The organism is Cupriavidus nantongensis (genome assembly GCF_001598055.1).
Lineage (GTDB): Bacteria > Pseudomonadota > Gammaproteobacteria > Burkholderiales > Burkholderiaceae > Cupriavidus > Cupriavidus nantongensis.
The window spans coordinates 590,766-609,159 of record NZ_CP014844.1; the positions used below are offsets into that span (position 1 = coordinate 590,766).

At 67.9% G+C, this 18,394-nt stretch carries 18 protein-coding genes; 15 read left to right on the forward strand and 3 right to left on the reverse strand.

Annotated elements, in window-relative coordinates; translation table 11 throughout:
• Positions 1-54 precede the first annotated feature (54 nt).
• The 4 genes from A2G96_RS02665 (at position 55) to zwf (ending at position 4,882) form a co-directional block, all read left to right on the forward strand.
• On the forward strand, positions 55-1,119 hold the full coding sequence (locus A2G96_RS02665; protein ID WP_062802023.1) for a porin: 1,065 nt from the start codon (positions 55-57) through the stop codon (positions 1,117-1,119).
• Between the two features lie 43 nt (positions 1,120-1,162).
• Positions 1,163-2,266 carry an N-acetylglucosamine-6-phosphate deacetylase gene (nagA, locus tag A2G96_RS02670; protein WP_062796537.1) on the forward strand — a complete coding sequence of 368 codons (1,104 nt, stop codon included), beginning with the start codon at positions 1,163-1,165 and terminating at the stop codon, positions 2,264-2,266.
• Complete coding sequence (locus tag A2G96_RS02675) at positions 2,259-3,290, forward strand: SIS domain-containing protein (protein WP_062796539.1); 1,032 nt, start codon at positions 2,259-2,261, stop codon at positions 3,288-3,290. Before nagA ends, A2G96_RS02675 begins: the two co-directional genes overlap by 8 nt.
• 104 nt (positions 3,291-3,394) lie before the next feature.
• Positions 3,395-4,882 (forward strand): glucose-6-phosphate dehydrogenase, encoded by a 1,488-nt coding sequence (zwf, locus tag A2G96_RS02680; RefSeq protein ID WP_062796541.1) that lies wholly within the window; start codon positions 3,395-3,397, stop codon positions 4,880-4,882.
• A 13-nt stretch (positions 4,883-4,895) separates the two neighbouring features.
• Here the strand turns inward: zwf and A2G96_RS02685 are convergent, their stop codons facing one another.
• Positions 4,896-6,437, reverse strand: coding sequence for a YifB family Mg chelatase-like AAA ATPase (locus A2G96_RS02685; RefSeq protein ID WP_062802024.1), 1,542 nt, complete (start codon positions 6,435-6,437; stop codon positions 4,896-4,898).
• A 91-nt stretch (positions 6,438-6,528) separates the two neighbouring features.
• Positions 6,529-6,807: an accessory factor UbiK family protein gene (locus A2G96_RS02690; RefSeq protein WP_018313129.1), complete on the reverse strand. Its 279-nt coding sequence runs from the start codon at positions 6,805-6,807 to the stop codon at positions 6,529-6,531.
• Between the two features lie 389 nt (positions 6,808-7,196).
• On the opposite strand from A2G96_RS02690, the gene A2G96_RS02695 reads away from it, so the two are divergent.
• The 4 genes from A2G96_RS02695 to ltrA all read left to right on the forward strand — a co-directional run bounded on the left by A2G96_RS02695 (position 7,197) and on the right by ltrA (position 11,806).
• The gene (locus A2G96_RS02695) at positions 7,197-7,979 is read left to right on the forward strand and encodes a TorF family putative porin (protein WP_062796543.1); all 783 of its coding nucleotides are present in this window, start codon (positions 7,197-7,199) and stop codon (positions 7,977-7,979) included.
• 52 nt (positions 7,980-8,031) lie between these two features.
• The gene (locus tag A2G96_RS02700) at positions 8,032-8,370 is read left to right on the forward strand and encodes a P-II family nitrogen regulator (RefSeq protein WP_010814843.1); all 339 of its coding nucleotides are present in this window, start codon (positions 8,032-8,034) and stop codon (positions 8,368-8,370) included.
• A gap of 32 nt (positions 8,371-8,402) precedes the next feature.
• The gene (amt, locus tag A2G96_RS02705; protein ID WP_062796545.1) at positions 8,403-9,959 is read left to right on the forward strand and encodes an ammonium transporter; all 1,557 of its coding nucleotides are present in this window, start codon (positions 8,403-8,405) and stop codon (positions 9,957-9,959) included.
• A gap of 479 nt (positions 9,960-10,438) precedes the next feature.
• A complete protein-coding gene (gene ltrA / locus A2G96_RS02715; RefSeq protein ID WP_062796547.1) occupies positions 10,439-11,806 on the forward strand; it encodes a group II intron reverse transcriptase/maturase in 1,368 nt (455 codons plus the stop codon).
• 272 nt (positions 11,807-12,078) lie between these two features.
• On the opposite strand, the gene A2G96_RS33030 is transcribed toward ltrA, so the two are convergent.
• Entirely contained in the window at positions 12,079-12,291 is a 213-nt protein-coding gene (locus A2G96_RS33030; protein WP_150124043.1) for a hypothetical protein, read from the reverse strand.
• Positions 12,292-12,374: 83 nt separating this feature from the next.
• Here A2G96_RS33030 and gshA point away from each other — a divergent pair, with 83 nt between their 5' ends.
• The 7 genes from gshA to bfr all read left to right on the forward strand — a co-directional run bounded on the left by gshA (position 12,375) and on the right by bfr (position 18,361).
• Positions 12,375-13,670 (forward strand): glutamate--cysteine ligase, encoded by a 1,296-nt coding sequence (gene gshA, locus A2G96_RS02720; RefSeq protein ID WP_062802025.1) that lies wholly within the window; start codon positions 12,375-12,377, stop codon positions 13,668-13,670.
• Between the two features lie 8 nt (positions 13,671-13,678).
• Entirely contained in the window at positions 13,679-14,644 is a 966-nt protein-coding gene (gene gshB, locus A2G96_RS02725) for a glutathione synthase (RefSeq protein ID WP_025583379.1), read from the forward strand.
• A gap of 78 nt (positions 14,645-14,722) precedes the next feature.
• Complete coding sequence (locus A2G96_RS02730; protein ID WP_062796549.1) at positions 14,723-15,178, forward strand: PTS sugar transporter subunit IIA; 456 nt, start codon at positions 14,723-14,725, stop codon at positions 15,176-15,178.
• Positions 15,147-15,416, forward strand: a complete 270-nt coding sequence (locus A2G96_RS02735; RefSeq protein ID WP_018008656.1) for an HPr family phosphocarrier protein — start codon at positions 15,147-15,149, stop codon at positions 15,414-15,416. Before A2G96_RS02730 ends, A2G96_RS02735 begins: the two co-directional genes overlap by 32 nt.
• Positions 15,417-15,465: 49 nt before the next feature.
• Positions 15,466-17,238, forward strand: coding sequence for a phosphoenolpyruvate--protein phosphotransferase (ptsP, locus tag A2G96_RS02740; protein ID WP_062796551.1), 1,773 nt, complete (start codon positions 15,466-15,468; stop codon positions 17,236-17,238).
• 214 nt (positions 17,239-17,452) lie between these two features.
• Positions 17,453-17,758 (forward strand): (2Fe-2S)-binding protein, encoded by a 306-nt coding sequence (locus tag A2G96_RS02745; protein ID WP_026164535.1) that lies wholly within the window; start codon positions 17,453-17,455, stop codon positions 17,756-17,758.
• 123 nt (positions 17,759-17,881) lie between these two features.
• A complete protein-coding gene (bfr, locus tag A2G96_RS02750; protein ID WP_012351604.1) occupies positions 17,882-18,361 on the forward strand; it encodes a bacterioferritin in 480 nt (159 codons plus the stop codon).
• Positions 18,362-18,394 lie beyond the last annotated feature (33 nt).

Consider the following 18,394-nt stretch of genomic DNA (forward strand, 5'->3'; position numbering starts at 1 on the left):
AGCCATGACTGCCGCGCCGGTGGCATCCGATTGCCTATCCAGGAGTCATTGATCGTGAAACGCATTGCATTGACGACGCTGCTCGCGGCGTCGGCCGGCAGCGCCTGCGCGCAAGCGGCCGGCACCGGCATCACCCTGTACGGCCGCGCCGTGGCCGGCCTCGACTATGTCAACGGCATCGCCCGCGGCGGCGGCGCTGCCGACACCCTGCGCTTCGGCAGCAACCAGTACGGCGTCAGCTTCTGGGGCCTGCGCGGCGCCGAAGACCTGGGCGGCGGCCTGCGCGGGGTGTTCAATCTCGAGGGCATGGTCACCTCCGGCACCGGCCGCTCCGATCCGCTGTTCGGCCGCCGCGCGCAGGCAGGGCTGGCCGGCAACGACTGGGGCGCGCTGCTGCTGGGCCGCGCCATGAGCCTGACCGACGACGAGAGCGGCGCAATCGATCCGATGGGGCTGCAGGCCAGCTCGATCGCGACGCTGGTCTACGGCCGCAACTGGGGCTCGCGCCCCAACGCCGTGACCTACAACTCGCCCGTGTGGGACGGGCTGAGCCTGCGCGCGCAGGCGGGCAGCGATGGCGTGGCGGGCAGCTTCAGCCGCGGCCGGCAGCTGAGCGCGGCCATCAAGTACGCCCGGGGCAATCTCAGCCTGACCGGCATCTATGAAGAGCTGCGCGACGCGCAGGGCCGCATGGACAACCTGTACGCCAGCTCGCGCCAGTACACGCTGGGCGGCAGCTATGCGCTCGACGACCTGCGCCTGTTTGCCGGCTACAACCTGACCGTGTCGTCGGGCGCCACCGTGGCCACGCCGGAAAACCCGTATGCCGCCACGCGCAGCCAGATGGCCTGGGTGGGCGCCAACTACCGCGTGCTGCCGGCGCTGACGCTGCTGTCCGGCGTCTACTACGCCACCCTGAACCAGCATGGGGGGCATGGCACGCTGGTCACACTGGGCGCAAAGTATGACTTGTCGAAGCGCACCTCGCTGTATGGCACCGTCGCCTCGGTGTTCAACTCGCGCAACGCCACGTTCTCGGTCGAGGCCTCGCCGGAGACCATGCCGCGCGCGGGGGCGAACCAGCAGGGTGCGTATGCCGGCATCATCCACCTGTTCTGACCATGCGCCTGATGCCGCAGCCTTTGATCTGGAGAGCATTGCCATGAAGGGGAACATCCTGACGCCGGCCGGCTGGATCCTGGGCGAGATCCATGCCGGCGCCGACGGCCGCATCGCGCGCATCGAAGGCGTGCCGGTCGCACCCGGGGGCAACGATGCGCCGTACCTGCTGCCGGGGTTTGTCGACCTGCTCAACCACGGCGGCGGCGGCATGGACTTCATGGATGGCGAGGCCGCGGTGCCGGTGGTGCTGCGCGCGCATGTGCGCTTCGGCACCACCAGCCTGCTGGCCACCACCATGACCGCGCCGCACGCTGCGCTGCTGCCCGCGGTGCAGGCACTTGGCCGCGCCTGTGCCGCGCGCCCGGCCGGCGCGGCGCGGCTGCTGGGCGTACACCTGGAAGGCCCTTATATCAGCCCCGGCAAGCTGGGCGCGCAGCCGGACGCCCCGGCCATCGCCACGCCGCAAGACCTGGCGCAGTACCTCGACGCGGCGCCGCTGAAGGTGGTAACGCTGGCGCCCGAACTGCCCGGCCACCTGGACATCATCCGCCAGCTCGCCGCGCGCGGCGTGCGCGTGCAGCTGGGCCACACCCTGGGCACCTATGAAGACGCGGTGGCCGCGCTCGAGGCCGGCGCCAGCGGCTTTACGCACCTGTTCAACGCCATGACGCCGCTGCGCCACCGCGCGCCGGGCATGGTCGCGGCGGCGCTGGCGCATGCCGAGTTCGCCGAGCTGATCCCGGACCTGCTGCACGTGCATCCCGGCGCGATCCGCGCCGCGCTGCGCGCGATCCCGCGCTTGTATGCGGTCACCGATGCCACCGCCGCCGCGGGCATGCCCGACGGCACGTACCACCTCGGCAGCCAGACCGTCTACAAGGCCCATGGCAGCGTACGGCTGGCCGACGGCACGCTGGCCGGCAGCGTGCTGACCATGGACCAGGCGCTGCGCAACTTCGTCGCGATCGGGCTGGACCTGGCCGACGCCTCGCGGCGCGTGTCGCTGTACCCGGCGCAGTACCTGGGCCTTGCCGACCGCGGCATGCTGGCCGAGGGCTGCTGGGCCGACGTGGTGGAACTGGACCGCGCGCTGTCGGTGCGCCGCGTGCATGTCGAAGGAGAGTGCTGTGTCGCGAATGCTTGAAGAAGCCCTGAGCGCGCCCGCCGTGGTGGCCGCGCAGCTGGCCGACGCACCGCGCGTGGCGGCGCTGGCCGCGCAACTGGCCGCGCACGACTGGCCCGCGCTGCTGACGGTGGCGCGTGGCAGCTCGGACCACGCCGCCAGCTATTTCGCCGCGCTGGCCACGCGCCGGCTGGGCGTGCCGGTGGCGTCGCTGCCGATGTCGACGGTGACGCTGAATGACGGCGCGCTGCGCGTGGCCGGCCAACTGGCGCTGGCGTTCTCGCAGTCGGGCCGCAGCCCGGACCTGGTCGAGACCATGCAGGCACTGCGCGCCGGCGGCGCCGCCACCGTGGCGCTGGTCAACGCGCCGGCTTCGCCGCTGGCGCAGGCGTGCGCGCATGCTTTGCCGCTGCACGCCGGACCCGAGCACAGCGTGGCCGCGACCAAGAGCTATATCGCCATGCTGTCGCTGTCGGCGCTGCTGGTCGGGCATATCGAGGCCGCGCGCGGCGGCGGGCGCGTGTTGCTCGATGCCTGCGCCGGCTTGCCCGCCGCGCTGGCCGCGGCCGCGGCGCAGGACTGGTCCGCGCTGGTGCCGGCGCTGCGCGACGCGCAGCGCATGATGGTGCTGGGCCGCGGCGCCGGCCTGGCGATCGCGCAGGAAGCGGCGCTCAAGCTCAAGGAAACCGCCGGCATCCAGGCCGAAGCGTTTTCCGGCGCCGAAGTCCGGCACGGCCCGATGGAGCTCATCGGCAGCGGCTATCCGCTGCTGGTATTCGCGCCGCGTGGGCCGGAACAGGCCGGGCTGCTGGCGCTGGCCGCCGAGATGCGTGCACGCGGCGCGCGCGTGCTGCTGGCCGCGCCCGCTGGCACGAATGATGCGGGTGGTCCGGTGGCGTTGCCGCTGGTGCCGGCCGATGCGCCGCTGCTGGACCCGGTCTGCGCGATCCAGAGTTTCTATGTCGCCGCGCACGCGCTGGCGCTGGCGCGCGGGCGCAATCCAGACCAGCCGCAATACCTGCGCAAGGTGACCGAGACGCGCTGATCCGGCAGACTGTCCGAAGACCGCAAGCAACTGCCGGCTGACCCCTGTCCCCCGCCGGCCCTCCGCCCGACATCCACGCCCCCTCGGCACGCAAGGAGCCCGTCATGCCAACCACCCGCACCGTCTCCGCCTTCGGCACCGCCGACGCCCGGCCGCTCGACCTCGTCATCTTCGGCGGCGCCGGCGACCTGTCGGCGCGCAAGCTGCTGCCATCGCTCTACATGTGCCACCGCGACGGCAACCTGCCCGACGGCACCCGCATCATCGGCGTGGGCCGCCACCGCTGGGACCGCGAGGCCTTTGTGAATTTTGCCGACGCCAGCGCACAACCGTTTGTCGATGCGCGCTATCTCGAGCCGGCCAAATGGCAGGGCTTCCTGCAGCGGCTGGACTTCGTGCACGTCGACGCCGCGCAGGCGGGCGACTATCCCGCGCTGGCGGCGCAGTTGCGCAGCGACGCGCTGCGCATCTACTACATGGCGATGCCGCCCGGGCTGTTCGCCGCCACCTGCGACAACCTTGCCAGCCATGGCCTGATTGCCGCCGATACCCGGCTGGTGCTGGAAAAACCGCTGGGCGTGGACCTGGCCTCGGCGATCGATATCGGCGAGGTGGTCAGCCGCTATTTCAGCGAGGACCGCACCTACCGGATCGACCACTACCTCGGCAAGGAGACGGTGCAGAACCTGATGGCGCTGCGCTTCGGCAATTCGATCTTCGAGCCGCTGTGGCGCACGCCATTCGTGCGCAGCGTGCAGATCACGGTGGCCGAGACCGTGGGCGTGGGCACGCGCGGCGGCTTCTACGACGAGGCCGGCGCCATGCGCGACATGGTGCAGAACCACCTGCTGCAGCTGGTCAGCATCCTGGCGATGGAGCCGCCGGCATCGCTCGACTCCGACGCCGTGCGCGATGAAAAGCTCAAGGTGCTGCGCTCGCTGCGGCCGATGTCGCCCGAGGACGTGCGCCGCAACACTGTGCGCGGCCAGTACACCGCCGGCGCCATCGGTGGCGAACTGGTGCGCGGCTACCTGCAGGAAGAGGGGATTCCGCCCGACAGCCGCACCGAGACCTTTGTCGCGATGCGGGCCGAGCTTGGCACCTGGCGCTGGAACCAGGTGCCGTTCTACCTGCGCACCGGCAAGCGCATGCAGGAGCGCGTGACCGAGGTGGTGATCCACTTTGCCGAGGTGCCGCATTCGATCTTCGATGCAGGCAGCACGCTGCAGCCCAACCGCATGGTGATCCGGCTGCAGCCGGAGGAATCGGTACGGCTGACGCTGATGGTGAAGCAGCCGGGCGAAGGCATGAAGCTCAAGCCGCTGAGCCTGGCGCTGAACCTGGATTCGGCCTTCACCACGCGCCGCGCCGAGGCCTACGAGCGCCTGCTGCTCGATGTCATCCGCGGCCGGCTGGCGCTGTTCGTGCGTCGCGACGAACTGCAGGCCGCGTGGACCTGGGTCGACCCGATCCTGGAGGCGTGGCGGGCGCAGGACGAGGGCCCGCGGCCCTATACCGCCGGCACCTGGGGGCCGGCGGCCTCGTCGGCGTTCATGGCGCGCGAAGGCGTGCAGTGGTCGGAAGAGGCGTGAGGCACGGTTCGCCCTAGCCGGCCATGCGCAGCGCGCGCCGATACTGGATCGCCTCGCCCACGTGCGCGGCGTCCAGCACCTCGGCTCCGGCCAGGTCGGCAATGGTGCGCGCCACCTTCAGTACGCGGAAGTACGAGCGCGCCGACCAGGCCAGCCGCGTCATCGCGCCGCGCAGCAAGGCCTGCGCCTGCGGGTCCATGGCGCAGTGCTGCTCGATCTCGCGCCCGCCCAGTTCATTGTTGGGCTTGCCCTGGCGGGCCAGTTGCCGTTCGCGCGCGGCCAGCACGCGCGCGCGCACCGCGGCGCTGGCTTCGCCGGGCGGGCCGTCGAGCATTTCGCCCTGGTCCTGCGCGGGCACTTCGACCTGCAGGTCGATGCGGTCCAGCATCGGGCCGGAAATCCGCGACTGGTAGCGCCGCACCTGGTCGGGGGTGCAGCGGCACGGCCGGTCGGGGTGGCCGAGGTAGCCGCACGGGCAGGGGTTCATCGCCGCGACGAACTGGAAGCAGGCGGGGAAGTCGGCGTGGCCGTTGGCGCGGGCGATGGTGATGCGGCCCGATTCCAGCGGCTCGCGCAGGACTTCGAGCACGCGCCGGTCGAATTCGGGCAGCTCGTCCAGGAACAGCACGCCGTGGTGCGCGAGCGAGATCTCGCCCGGGCGCGGATTGCCGCCGCCGCCGACCATGGCCGGCCCCGACGCGGTGTGGTGCGGCGCGCGGCACGGGCGCAGGCCCCAGGCCTCGGCGCGGAATCCGCCCGGGGTCAGGCTCATCACCGCGGCGGCTTCCAGCGCCTGCTGCAGCGACATCGGCGGCAGCAGGCCGGGCAGGCGCTGCGCCAGCATCGACTTGCCGGTGCCGGGCGGGCCCACCAGCAGCACGGAATGCTGGCCTGCCGCGGCCACCTCCATGGCGCGGCGCGCCTGCGCCTGGCCGCGCACATCGCGCATGTCGGGGCCGCGCTCGGCGGTGGCGGGCAACAGGGCCGGCATCGCGCGCGGCAGCCGGGCCTCGGCCACGGGGCCCAGGTGGCCGCAGGCCTGGCGCAGCGTGGCGGCGGCGTGCACCGGCAGGTCTTCGATCAGCGCGGCTTCGGCGCCGTTGCCCGCGGCGACCAGGAAGGCGCGCGGCGCCTCGCCCGCGGCGGCGCGCTCGGCATTGTCGCGCGCCAGCCCCATCGCCATGGCGAGCGCGCCGCGCACCGGACGCAGTTCGCCGGACAGCGACAGCTCGGCGGCAAATTCATGCGCGTCGAGCGCGTCGGCCGGGATCTGGCCGCTGGCGGCCAGGATGCCCAGCGCGATGGCCAGGTCGAAGCGGCCGGATTCCTTCGGCAGGTCCGCCGGCGCCAGGTTGACGGTGATGCGGCGGTTGGGAAACTCGTAGCCGCTGTTGAGGATGGCGGCGCGCACGCGCTCGCGGCTTTCGCGCACGCCGGTGTCGGCCAGCCCGACGATGGTGAAGGCCGGCAGGCCGTTGGCCAGGTGGGTCTCGACCCGCACCGGCGGCGCGGCGATGCCGGTCAGGGCCCGGCTGCGTAGGACGGCAAGGCTCATGGCATCGAACCGCACGGAACTGTTAACGAAAAAGGCCGCCAGCAATGGCGGCCTTCAGGCAGGCTGGGGGATGGCGGCGGGACCGGCGTGCTCATGCGCCCCCGGTCGAGTCCACCGAGCCGGCGCCGGGCGGGATGCCGGCACGGCGCTCCAGCTCGGCCACGCGGCCTTCCAGTTCTTCCAGGCGGGCGCGGGTGCGCGCCAGCACCTGCGACTGGACGTCGAATTCCTCGCGCGTGACCAGGTCCAGCCGGGCAAAGCCCTGGGTCATCATGCTGCGCACGTTTTTCTCGATGTCCCTTGCCGGCGAATTGCGCAGCGCCTCGCTGACCTTGTTCTGCAGGTCGTTGAAGAGGTCGGTCGGTTTCATGGTTTCTCCTTTGCGCACCTGACTGGTGCCAATCCGGTTGGGCATCTGGCGTATGGCGCGCTTTCGCACAGGAATTGGGCGCCCTGAATGCGGGCGGTTCCCGTGCGCGCTGGCCCTACGCAGCCACCGTCAGATCTCGATTATCGCCCCTGCGGCACGCCGGCGAAAGCTCCGGCGCCGCGCCGTTCACACCTTTTAACCCGATCTGGCGTCGCCGCGGGGCCGATTCAAGCCTGCCCGCGATGCTGGCAGGCGCGCGCGGGTCGCGCATCGACCTGCGCATCCGCAAGTTGGCACGGCAGTTGCAGTAGTGATGCCGAGCTGCCTCAAAGCTTTACCGGAATCCAACACAACGAAATCCGAGCCATCAGGAAAAGGAGAAAAATCCCATGAAGAAGTTGGCCCTTGCAGTCAGCGCGGTGATCCTGGCCAGTGCCGCCGGCGGCGCCCTGGCGCAGAGCACCGACGCCGCGGCCCCGGCTGCCGAGCCGGCCTCGCCGCATACGTTCACGGCCAACGTGTCGCTGGTCACGGACTACCGCTACCGCGGCATCAGCCAGACCAACCTGCGCCCGGCGATCCAGGGCGGTTTCGACTACGCGCACGAAAGCGGCTTCTACCTGGGTAACTGGAACTCCAGCATCAGCTGGCTCGAAGACGCCAACCCGGCGGTGTCGGCGCCGGTCGAGATGGACTTCTACGGCGGCTTCAAGAACACCTTCAAGGTGGCCGGCACCGAATTCGCCTATGACCTGGGCGTGCTCGAGTACTACTACCCGGGCGGCTACAACAACCCGCGGCCGTACACCACCGAGTTGTATGCCGGGGTTGGCTGGGGTCCGGTGTTCCTGAAGTACTCGCACTCGGTCACCAACCTGTTTGGCTGGGCCGACAGCAAGAACAGCTACTACGTCGACCTGAGCGCCAACGTGCCGCTCAATTTCTGGGACCTGACGCTGAACGCGCACGTCGGCTACCAGGGCGTGAAGCACAACAGCGACGCCTCGTACACCGACTGGAAGATCGGCCTGACCAAGGACCTGGGCAAGGGCTTTGCGCTGGCGGTCGCCTATGTCGACACCAACGCCAAGGAAGTGGCCTACACCAGCGCCAACCGCGGCCGCTACCTGGGCAAGGCCGCGGCGTGGGCCTCGATCACCAAGACCTTTTAATTCTGACGCAGCCCGGGCGGGCTGATGCCGGTCCGCTCCCAGGAGAATCCTGATGAAACTCATCATCGCAGTCATCAAGCCGTTCAAGCTCGACGAGGTGCGCGAAGCGCTGTCGGACGTGGGCGTGTCCGGCATCACCGTGACCGAAGTGAAAGGCTTCGGCCGCCAGAAGGGCCATACCGAGCTGTACCGCGGCGCCGAATACATCGTCGACTTCCTGCCCAAGGTTAAGATCGAGGTGGCGGTGCCCGACGACGTGGTCGAGCGCGCCATCGAGGCGGTCGAGAAATCGGCCCGCACCGGCAAGATCGGCGACGGCAAGATCTTCGTGGCCCCGATCGAGCAGGTCATCCGCATCCGCACCGGCGAGACCGGCGGCGATGCCCTGTGACCCAAGACAGCATAGAGACAAAGGTGAATTCCATGAAAACCTGGATCAAGCGATTCCTGGCGGCGGGCGCGATGGCGCTGGCCGTCGGCACGGCCGGCGTCGGCATGTCGGCCCCGGCCGCCGCGCAGGACAAGCCGGCCGCCGAGGCTTCGGCCGCCGCCACTTCGGCGCCGGCCGCCGCAGCGGCTGCGGCAGCCCCCGCTGCGGCCCCCGCAGCCGCCCCTGCAGCAGCCCCCGCCGCGGCACCGGCTGAAGCGGCCGCCGCGCCGGCCGCGCCGGTGCCCAACAAGGGCGACACCGCGTGGCTGCTGGTCTCGACCGCGTTCGTGATCCTGATGACGCTGCCTGGCCTGGCGCTGTTCTATGGCGGCCTGGTGCGCTCCAAGAACATGTTGTCGGTGCTGATGCAGTGCCTGGTGATCTTCTCGCTGGTGGCGCTGCTGTGGGCCATCTACGGCTACAGCTTCGCCTTCACCGAGGGCAATGCCTTCTTCGGCGGCACCGACCGGCTGTTCATGAAGGGGCTGACGGTCGACGCCGTGGCCGCCACCTTCAGCAAGGGCGTGGTGCTGCCGGAACTGGGCTACTTTGCCTTCCAGTGCGCCTTCGCCTGCATCACCTGCGGCCTGATCATCGGCGCCTTCGCCGAGCGCGCGCGCTTCTCGGCGGTGCTGGTGTTCGTGGTGCTGTGGTTCACCTTCGCCTACCTGCCGATCGCCCACATGGTGTGGTTCTGGCCGGGCCCTGACGCCTACACCGACGCCGCCGCCGGCACCGCCGCAACGGCCAAGGCCGGCTGGCTGTTCCAGAAGGGCGCGCTGGACTTCGCCGGCGGCACCGTGGTGCACATCAATGCCGCGGTCGCGGGCCTGGTAGGTGCCTTCATGTTCGGCAAGCGCATCGGCTTCGGCCGCGAGGCGATCCGTCCGCACAGCCTGACCTTCACCATGGTGGGTGCCTCGCTGCTGTGGTTCGGCTGGTTCGGCTTCAACGCCGGTTCGGCGCTGGAAGCCAACGGCTCGGCCGCGCTGGCCTTCGTCAACACGCTGCTGGCGACCTGCGCCGCGGTGCTGTCGTGGACCTTCGGCGAGTGGATCGGCAAGGGCAAGCCGTCGATGCTGGGCGGCGCCTCGGGCGCGGTCGCCGGCCTGGTGGCGATCACTCCGGCCGCAGGCTTCGTCGGCCCGATGGGCTCGATCGTGATGGGCCTGGTGGCCGGCCTGCTGTGCCTGTGGGGCGTGACCGGACTGAAACGCATGCTGGGCATGGACGACTCGCTCGACGTGTTCGGCGTGCATGGCGTGGGCGGCATCGTCGGCGCGCTGCTGACCGGCGTGTTCGCCGCGCCCAGCCTGGGCGGCACCGGCATCTACGACTACGTCGCCAACAAGGTGGCCGACGACTACTCCATCGCCGGCCAGCTGTGGGTGCAGTTCGAAGGCGTGCTGACCACCGTGGTGTGGTCCGGCGTGGTGGCCTTCGTCGCCTACAAGCTGGTGGACATGCTGATCGGGCTGCGCGTGCCGGAAGACGAAGAGCGCGAAGGCCTGGATATCACCTCGCACGGCGAGACCGCGTACGAAGGCTGATCGCAAAGGTGTTGTGCTGGAGAGCTGATTGGGAATCTGCTCTCAGGAGTTTTGCCCGGCTGCGTGCCGGGCTTTTTTCGTGCGCCCAGCATGGGCGCACTCTTGTGGGTGCAAGTCCCACCGTAAGTTGATCACAGCGAACGAAGCGAAGCGCAACTGCGTGAGGGCGACCGAGCGTGGGGAGGAACCGTAGAGCGTAAATCGTGAGCCGATGAACAAGAACCACATAGAAGGCGCGGCTGAGCAGGGCGAGCGGGCGAGAAACCGCGAAGCTCTTGTGATCAAGGCGAGGCAGCGTAAATGTGGCGGCTGTGCGATGAAGGAGTGCGTTCTTACCTGGGGAGACCTCACCTCAATCCTGAAAGGGTAACGGCGTCGAGCCGGAGTGAGGAGTCAGCAGAGGCTGTAGTAGCCAGAGGACAGACCGGCAAGGTTGGAGCTATTGGCGAAGGGCCGAACGAGAGGAAGTGTCGGAAGCCATGACGATGATGGAGGCCAGGCGCCAGAAGCCCGTGCGAGCGGGGCGGGACACCGAAGCCAGGGGTGAAGCCCCGGCTGGAGTGGGCCGTGGCGAAGCCGAAATCCCGCGGCATGAAGCGGACGGCACAGGGTCGGCGCTGCTGGAAGCGGCGCTGACGCGCGAGAACTTGCGGCAGGCATTCAAACGGGTGCGGGCGAACAAGGGATCGGCGGGTGTGGACGGGCTGGACATTGACCAGACGTCGCGCAAACTGGTGTCCGAGTGGCCCCGTATCCGCGAGGAACTGCTGCGGGGGACGTACCGGCCCAGTCCGGTACGAAGGGTGATGATCCCGAAGGCGGCAGGTGGCGAGCGCGAGCTTGGCATCCCGACGGTGACGGATCGGCTGATCCAGCAGGCGCTGTTGCAAGTCCTGCAACCGCTGCTTGACCCGACCTTCAGCAAGCATAGCTACGGATTTCGGCCTGGACGGCGAGCACATGATGCGGTGCTAGCCGCTCAGTCGTTCGTGCAGTCGGGCCGGCATGTGGTGGTGGATGTGGACTTGGAGAAGTTCTTCGACCGAGTCAACCACGACATCCTGATCGACCGCCTAAGGAAACGCATCGCCGACGCCGGGATCATCCGGCTGATACGAGCCTACCTGAACGCGGGAATCATGGATGGCGGGGTGGTCATGGAACGGCATCAGGGAACGCCGCAAGGTGGCCCTCTGTCGCCGCTGCTGGCCAACGTCCTGCTAGACGAGGTGGATAAGGAGTTAGAGAAGCGGGGCCATTGCTTTGCACGATATGCCGACGACTGCAACATCTACGTTGGCAGTCGTCATGCAGGTGAGCGGGTGATGGTTCTGCTACGAAGGCTCTATGACCGCCTCAGGCTGAAAGTCAACGAAACCAAAAGCGCGGTGGCGCTTGTGTTTGGTCGTAAGTTCCTAGGGTATGCCCTATGGCAAGCACCGGACGGCGCGATTAAGCGCGTAGTGGCTACCAAGCCGATGGCGGCGTTCAAACAGCGTGTCAGGAACCTGACGCGGCGCAATGGTGGGCGCAGCCTCCAGGCCGTGGTCGATCAGTTGCGCTCCTACCTGCTGGGCTGGAAAGCCTACTTCGGGCTGGCGCAGACCTCCAGAATCTGGCGCGAGCTAGATAGCTGGATAAGGCGGCGGCTTCGGGCCTTGCAACTCAAACAGTGGCGCAGGGGCAAGACTATCCACCGTGAACTGCTTCGCCTGGGGGCCTCACTACCGGTGGCGCAGTCGGTGGCGGCGTTAAGCCGTCGCTGGTGGCACAACAGCCTATCGGCGATTCATCGGGTGCTGACCACTGCCTACTTCGATAGCCTGGGCCTGCCCCGTCTCGTCTGACCTCAACCTCTCGAACCGCCCGGTGCGGACCCGCATGCCGGGTGGTGTGGCAGGGGATGCAGCCCTGATGGGCTGCCCCCTATGCCGATTTTGTCGCGTTGAGCGGGGTTGCAGACATTAAGGCGGCTGCCATTACGCGCGGTGACGTGGACAAGACCATCGCGACGCCTGCCCGGAGCACCATCGGAACCCGCCAACCCAATGCCGGCGCGGGCAAGCGGGCAATCCCGCGCGCCGCGCGCGGGCTTTTCGCAAAGTGCTTAACTCCGATCTTAAAAAGCTTCAATTGTCTTTAATGTGCGGCGCACATACATTGCCATTGAGGCAGTTTCCTCCACCTGCAGAACGCTCCCCGTATCTGTCAGGCCATTTAAAAGCGCGGCATCGCCGCGCTTTTTTTTTGCCGCGGCCGCCGGCGCCGGCGCGGCCTCTTTATTTCGCGCCGCCCATCCCCATATGGTTATCCCTGATGCCAGGCGCTGCATATCCTTATAAAGGGCGCGCCAGCGCCTGGTTGGCCGTTCCTCTACAATCGGGGCGAACGATTAAGACGATCTATAGGATGGATATGGTCCCGCATCTCATCACCGCGCTGAACGGTCCGCTGCTCGAACTGGAAAAGAAGATCCTGGACGCGACCCCGTCCATCGAGCGCTGGTTCAGGCTGGAATGGCAGGAGCATACGCCCCCGTTCTATTGCTCGGTGGACCTGCGCAACGCCGGCTTCAAGCTGGCGCCGGTCGATACCAACCTGTTCCCGGGCGGCTTCAACAACCTGGCCCCGGAGATGCTGCCGCTGGCGGTGCAGGCGGCGATGGCGGCGATCGAGAAGATCTGCCCGGATGCCAAGAACCTGCTGCTGATCCCCGAGCGCCACACCCGCAATATGTTCTACCTGCAGAACGTGGCGCGGCTGTCGCTGATCATGCGCCAGGCCGGGCTGAACGTGCGCCTGGGTTCGCTTTCCGAGGAAATCACCGAACCGACCCCGATCGAGCTGCCCGACGGCCAGACCCTGGTGGTCGAGCCGCTGGCGCGCCTGGGCACCAAGGGCCGCCGGCTGGGGCTGAAGGACTTCGACCCCTGTTCGATCCTGCTCAACAACGACCTGTCGGCCGGCATTCCGCCGATCCTGGAAAACATCAACGAGCAGTACCTGCTGCCGCCGCTGCACGCGGGCTGGTCCACGCGCCGCAAGAGCAGCCACTTTTCCGCCTATGACGAGGTGGCGAAGAAGTTCGCCAAGCTGATCGACATCGACCCGTGGATGGTCAACCCGTACTTCGCCCGTACCACCGGCGTGAATTTCCACGAGCGCGTGGGCGAGGAGGAACTGGCCGACGCGGTCGAAGGCGTGCTGAAGAAGATCGCCAAGAAGTACCGCGAGTACGGCATCAAGGAAACGCCGTACGTGGTGGTCAAGGCCGATGCCGGCACCTATGGCATGGGCATCATGACCGTGCGCGATCCGTCCGAGATCAAGGGCCTGAACCGGAAAGAGCGCAACAAGATGAGCGTGGTCAAGGAGGGCCTGGAGGTCAGCGACGTCATCATCCAGGAGGGCGTGCACACCTTCGAGAAGGTCAACGAGGCGGTGGCCGAGCCGGTGGTCTACATGATCGACCGCTACGTGGTGGGCGGCTTCTACCGCGTGCATACCGGCCGCGGCAACGACGAGAACCTGAACGCGCCGGGCATGCATTTCGTGCCGCTGGCGTTTGCGCCCAACGGCATCCCGGACAGCCACGCCAAGCCTGGCGCGGCGGTGCCGAACCGCTTCTACATGTATGGCGTGGTGGCGCGGCTGGCCTTGTTGGCGGCGTCGCTGGAGCTCGAGAAGACCGACCCCAACCCGATCATCTGAACGCCGCCATGCGCATCCTCTTCATCACCGATCCGCTGGAGACCTTCAAGACCTACAAGGACTCCACCTACGCCATGATGGCCGAGGCCGCCGCGCGCGGCCACGAGCTGTACTGGTGCCTGCAGCCGCAACTGGCGCTGTCGGGGCGCACGGTCGAGACCGTGGCCACGCGCCTGCACCTGACCGGCGACGATGGCGGCGAACACGGCGCCTGGTACCGCGAGGGCAACAGCGCGCTCGAGCCGCTGTCGGCCTTCGACGCGGTGCTGATGCGCAAGGACCCGCCCTTCGACATGGAATACGTGACCAGCACCTGGCTGCTGGAGCTGGCTGAGGCGCAGGGCGCGCGCGTCTTCAACAAGCCGAGGGCGATCCGCGACCATTCCGAGAAGCTGGCGATCGCGCAGTACCCGGAATTCATCACGCCGACGCTGGTCACGCGCGACCTGGCGCGTATCCGCGATTTCCACGCCGAGCATCGCGACATCATCGTCAAGCCGCTCGACGGCATGGGCGGCATGGGCGTGTTCCGGGTCGGCGCGGACGGCATGAACCTGGCCGCGATCGTCGAGACGCTGGGCCAGGACGGCGCCCGCTCGCTGATGGTGCAGCGCTATATCCCGGCGATCAAGGACGGCGACAAGCGCGTGCTGCTGATCGGCGGCGTGCCCGTGCCGTATTCGCTGGCGCGCGTGCCGATGGCCGGCGAAGTGCGCGGCAACCTCGCCGCGGGCGGCACTGGCCGTGCCCAGGAGTTGAGCCGGCGCGACCGCGAGATCGCCGAGGCGCTGGCGCCGGGGCTGTGGGAGCAGGGCCTGCTGCTGGTCGGCCTGGACGTCATCGGCGACTACCTGACCGAGGTCAATGTGACGAGCCCGACCTGTTTCCAGGAGATCACGCAGCAGACCGGCTTCCATGTCGCGGCGATGTTCATCGACGCGCTCGAGCACGCGGTCGGCGCTGCCGGCAGCTAGGCCCGACCCGCCCGGGCGGGCAGCGGGAGCGCCGGGGGGCGCCTGCTACAATCGGGGCAATCCAACGGATTCACCATCATGGCAGGCATCCTGATCATCGCGCACACCCCGCTGGCGTCAGCCCTGCGCGATTGCGCCGCCCACGTCTACTGTGGCCAGCCGCAGCGGCTGGAAGCCATCGACGTCCTTCCCGATGCCGATCCCGCCGCCGTGCTGGCCGAGGCCAGGCGCCGCCTGGATGCCATCTGCGAAGACAACGGCGCGCTGGTCCTGACCGACATCTTCGGCGCCACTCCCGCCAATATCGCCGCGCGCCTGGCCGAGCCGGGCCGTGTGCGCGTGCTGGCCGGCGTCAACCTTCCCATGCTGGTCCGTGCCATCTGCTACCGGGCCGAGAAGCTGGACCAGCTTGCCACCAAGGCGCTGGCCGGCGGCTCGCAGGGCGTGCTGCAGGTCGGCACCACCACCGTCCAGAATCAAACCGCCAATCATCCCGACAAATATGCTGCAGAGGGACACCACCATCATCAATAAACTCGGACTGCATGCACGCGCGTCCGCCAAGCTGACCCAGCTCGCCGGCAGCTTTGTCAGCCAGGTCAAGATGTCCCGCAACGGACGCCAGGTCGATGCCAAGAGCATCATGGGCGTGATGATGCTCGCCGCCGGGATCGGCTCGACCATCACCATCGAAACCGAGGGTCCCGACGAACAAGAGGCGATGGACGCGCTGCTGGCACTGATCGCCAACCGTTTTGGTGAAGGGGAGTGAGGCCGGCGGCCTTGACCCGAATTGATAAACGTTCCTGACGGAGCGGTACATGCCTTTCGCCTTGCACGGCATCCCGGTCTCGCGCGGCGTCGCCATCGGGCGCGCGCACCTGCTTGCGCCCGCGGCGCTGGACGTGTCGCACTACCTGGTCGATGAAGAGCAGCTCGACGCCGAGGTGGAACGGCTGCGTGCCGCGCGCGCCGCGGTGCGCGCCGAACTGGCCGCGCTCAAGCGCGACCTGCCTCGCGACGCGCCCGAAGAGATGGGCGCCTTCCTCGACGTGCACGCGATGATCCTCGACGACGAGGCGCTGGCGCGCGAGCCCGAGGCGCTGATCCGGGGCCGGCGCTACAACGCCGAATGGGCCCTGACCACGCGCCTCGAAGAGCTGATGCGCCAGTTCGACGAGATCGAGGACGAATACCTGCGCGAGCGCAAGGCCGACATCCAGCAGGTGGTGGAGCGCATCCTGAAAGCGCTGGCCGGCGCCCCGGTGCTGGTGCCGGCGCCGGTGCCAGCGCTGGCTGCCGACGGCGAGCCCGCGCCCGGCGTGATCGTGGTGGCCCACGACATCGCGCCGGCCGACATGCTGCAGTTCCGCCACACCGTGTTCCATGGCTTTGTCACCGACCTGGGCGGGCGCACCTCGCATACCGCGATCGTCGCGCGCAGCCTCGACATCCCGGCCGCGGTCGGCGTGCAGAGCGCGAGCGAGCTGATCCGCCAGGACGACTGGATCATCATCGACGGCGACGCCGGCCTGGTGATCGTCGACCCCACCGCCATCATCCTCGAGGAATACCGCCACCGGCAAAGCGAGCGCGTGCTGGAGAAGAAGCGCCTGCAGCGCCTGCGCCATACGCCGGCGGTGACGCTGGACGGGATCGAGATCGAGCTGCTGGCCAATATCGAGATGGCCGAAGACGCCGGTGCCGCGCTCGCCGCCGGCGCGGTCGGCGTCGGCCTGTTCCGCTCCGAGTTCCTGTTCATGAACCGGCGCGACGAGCTGCCGGGCGAGGAAGAGCAGTTCCAGGCGTACCGCGGCGCGGTCGACGCCATGCACGGGTTGCCGGTGACGATCCGCACCATCGATATCGGCGCCGACAAGCCGCTCGATGCCCGCGGCGACGGCCGCGCCGACGACTTCGAGACCGCGCTGAACCCGGCGCTGGGCCTGCGCGCGATCCGCTGGTCGCTGTCGGAGCCCGGCATGTTCCTGACCCAGCTGCGCGCGCTGCTGCGTGCCTCGGCCTTTGGCCCGGTGCGGCTGCTGGTGCCGATGCTGGCGCATGCCAGCGAGATCGACCAGACCCTGGCGCTGATCGCCAAGGCCAAGCGCCAGCTCGACGAGCGCGGCGAACCCTACGATCCCGGCATGAAGGTCGGGGCCATGATCGAGATCCCGGCGGCGGTGCTGCTGCTGCCGCTGTTCCTGCGCAAGATGGATTTCCTGTCCATCGGCACCAACGACCTGATCCAGTACACGCTGGCGATCGACCGCGCCGACAACGCCGTGGCGCACCTGTTCGACCCGCTGCATCCGGCGGTGCTGCAACTGGTGGCGCGCACCATTCGCGAAGCCAACCGCGCCGGCGTGCCGGTGGCGGTGTGCGGCGAGATGGCGGGCGATCCGTCGATGACGCGGCTGCTGCTGGGCATGGGGTTGCGCGAATTCTCCATGCACCCGTCGCAGCTGCTGCGGGTCAAGCAGGAAATCCTGCACGCCAACTGCGAACGGCTGGAACCGCTGGTCGACCAGCTGCTGCAGGCATACGATCCCGAGGAGCAGGCTGCGGTGCTGCGGCAGATCGCACGACCCTGACGGGACCAGGGTTTTCCGACGCAAAAAGGCGGCTGGCGCGGCACTTTCGAACCTGGAAAAGTGCCGCGCCAGCCGCCTTCTTTTTACGTCCTGTGACGCCTTGCCGACCTTCGTCGATGTGGCTTAATGGGAATTGTTATCATTATTGATCTCTGATATTCTGACGTTCATTCGCAGGGACATGCCGGTGTCCCGCGCCCCAACGGAGGGACTTGTGTACGTCTGCATCTGCAACCAGATCACCGATCGTGAGATTCACGGTGCCGCGCACCTGGGCGTCGAGACCCTCGACGAACTGGCCGAAACGCTCGGCGTCGGCACGTGCTGCGGCCGTTGCCGCGAGTGCGCGCAGCAGGTGTTGCAGGAAGGCGTGGCCGCGGTACGCAATGTCACGGTGGCGACCCTCGCCAGCATCCAGGTTGTGGAGATTTCTTCCTGTTCCGCTTCGGGCCCATGTACCATAATGGACACTCGGGACCCGGCAGTCGCGAACGACCAGCGCAAGGCGCTGGTGGCCTGAACGCGCCCATGAACTGAAAGTTCAGTTCACGGCGCGTTTTTGCGCATTCCTTTTTTTTGACTGCACGGCGCCATTGGCGCCGTTTCGTATTTTTGCGCGGGCCCGATGCAACAGGAGCCGCCAATGAAAGGTGACAAGAAGGTCATCCAGCATCTGAACGCCCAGCTCAAGAACGAGCTGACCGCGATCAACCAGTATTTCCTGCACGCCCGCATGTATCGCCACTGGGGCCTGAAGAAGCTCGGCGATGTGGAGTACAAGGAATCGATCGGCGAGATGAAGCACGCCGACCGCCTGATCGACCGCATCCTGATGCTGGACGGCCTGCCCAACCTGCAGGACCTGCACAAGCTGCTGCTCGGCGAAGACACGCCCGAGATGCTCAAGTGCGACCTGAAGCTGGAACAGACCGCGCACACCACCGTCAAGGAAGGCATCGCCTATTGCGAGTCGGTCGGCGATTACGTCAGCCGCGAAATTCTTGTCGATATCCTCACGGATACCGAGGAACATATCGAATATCTGGAAACGCAGCTCGACCTGATCGACAAGGTCGGGCTGCAGAACTACCTGCAGTCGCAGATGGAGCCGGGCGAGCAATAAGCCGCCGTCTTCGGCGAGGCCGCTCCGACGGGC

Coding starts and splice junctions, on each gene's coding strand:
- nagA (WP_062796537.1), top strand. CDS start 1,163: ATGAAGGGGAACATCCTGACGCCGGCCGGCTGGATCCTGGGCGAGATC.
- A2G96_RS02675 (WP_062796539.1), top strand. CDS start 2,259: ATGCTTGAAGAAGCCCTGAGCGCGCCCGCCGTGGTGGCCGCGCAGCTG.
- zwf (WP_062796541.1), top strand. CDS start 3,395: ATGCCAACCACCCGCACCGTCTCCGCCTTCGGCACCGCCGACGCCCGG.
- A2G96_RS02685 (WP_062802024.1), bottom strand. CDS start 6,437: ATGAGCCTTGCCGTCCTACGCAGCCGGGCCCTGACCGGCATCGCCGCG.
- A2G96_RS02690 (WP_018313129.1), bottom strand. CDS start 6,807: ATGAAACCGACCGACCTCTTCAACGACCTGCAGAACAAGGTCAGCGAG.
- A2G96_RS02695 (WP_062796543.1), top strand. CDS start 7,197: ATGAAGAAGTTGGCCCTTGCAGTCAGCGCGGTGATCCTGGCCAGTGCC.
- A2G96_RS02700 (WP_010814843.1), top strand. CDS start 8,032: ATGAAACTCATCATCGCAGTCATCAAGCCGTTCAAGCTCGACGAGGTG.
- amt (WP_062796545.1), top strand. CDS start 8,403: ATGAAAACCTGGATCAAGCGATTCCTGGCGGCGGGCGCGATGGCGCTG.
- ltrA (WP_062796547.1), top strand. CDS start 10,439: ATGACGATGATGGAGGCCAGGCGCCAGAAGCCCGTGCGAGCGGGGCGG.
- A2G96_RS33030 (WP_150124043.1), bottom strand. CDS start 12,291: ATGCAGCGCCTGGCATCAGGGATAACCATATGGGGATGGGCGGCGCGA.
- gshA (WP_062802025.1), top strand. CDS start 12,375: ATGGTCCCGCATCTCATCACCGCGCTGAACGGTCCGCTGCTCGAACTG.
- gshB (WP_025583379.1), top strand. CDS start 13,679: ATGCGCATCCTCTTCATCACCGATCCGCTGGAGACCTTCAAGACCTAC.
- A2G96_RS02730 (WP_062796549.1), top strand. CDS start 14,723: ATGGCAGGCATCCTGATCATCGCGCACACCCCGCTGGCGTCAGCCCTG.
- A2G96_RS02735 (WP_018008656.1), top strand. CDS start 15,147: ATGCTGCAGAGGGACACCACCATCATCAATAAACTCGGACTGCATGCA.
- ptsP (WP_062796551.1), top strand. CDS start 15,466: ATGCCTTTCGCCTTGCACGGCATCCCGGTCTCGCGCGGCGTCGCCATC.
- bfr (WP_012351604.1), top strand. CDS start 17,882: ATGAAAGGTGACAAGAAGGTCATCCAGCATCTGAACGCCCAGCTCAAG.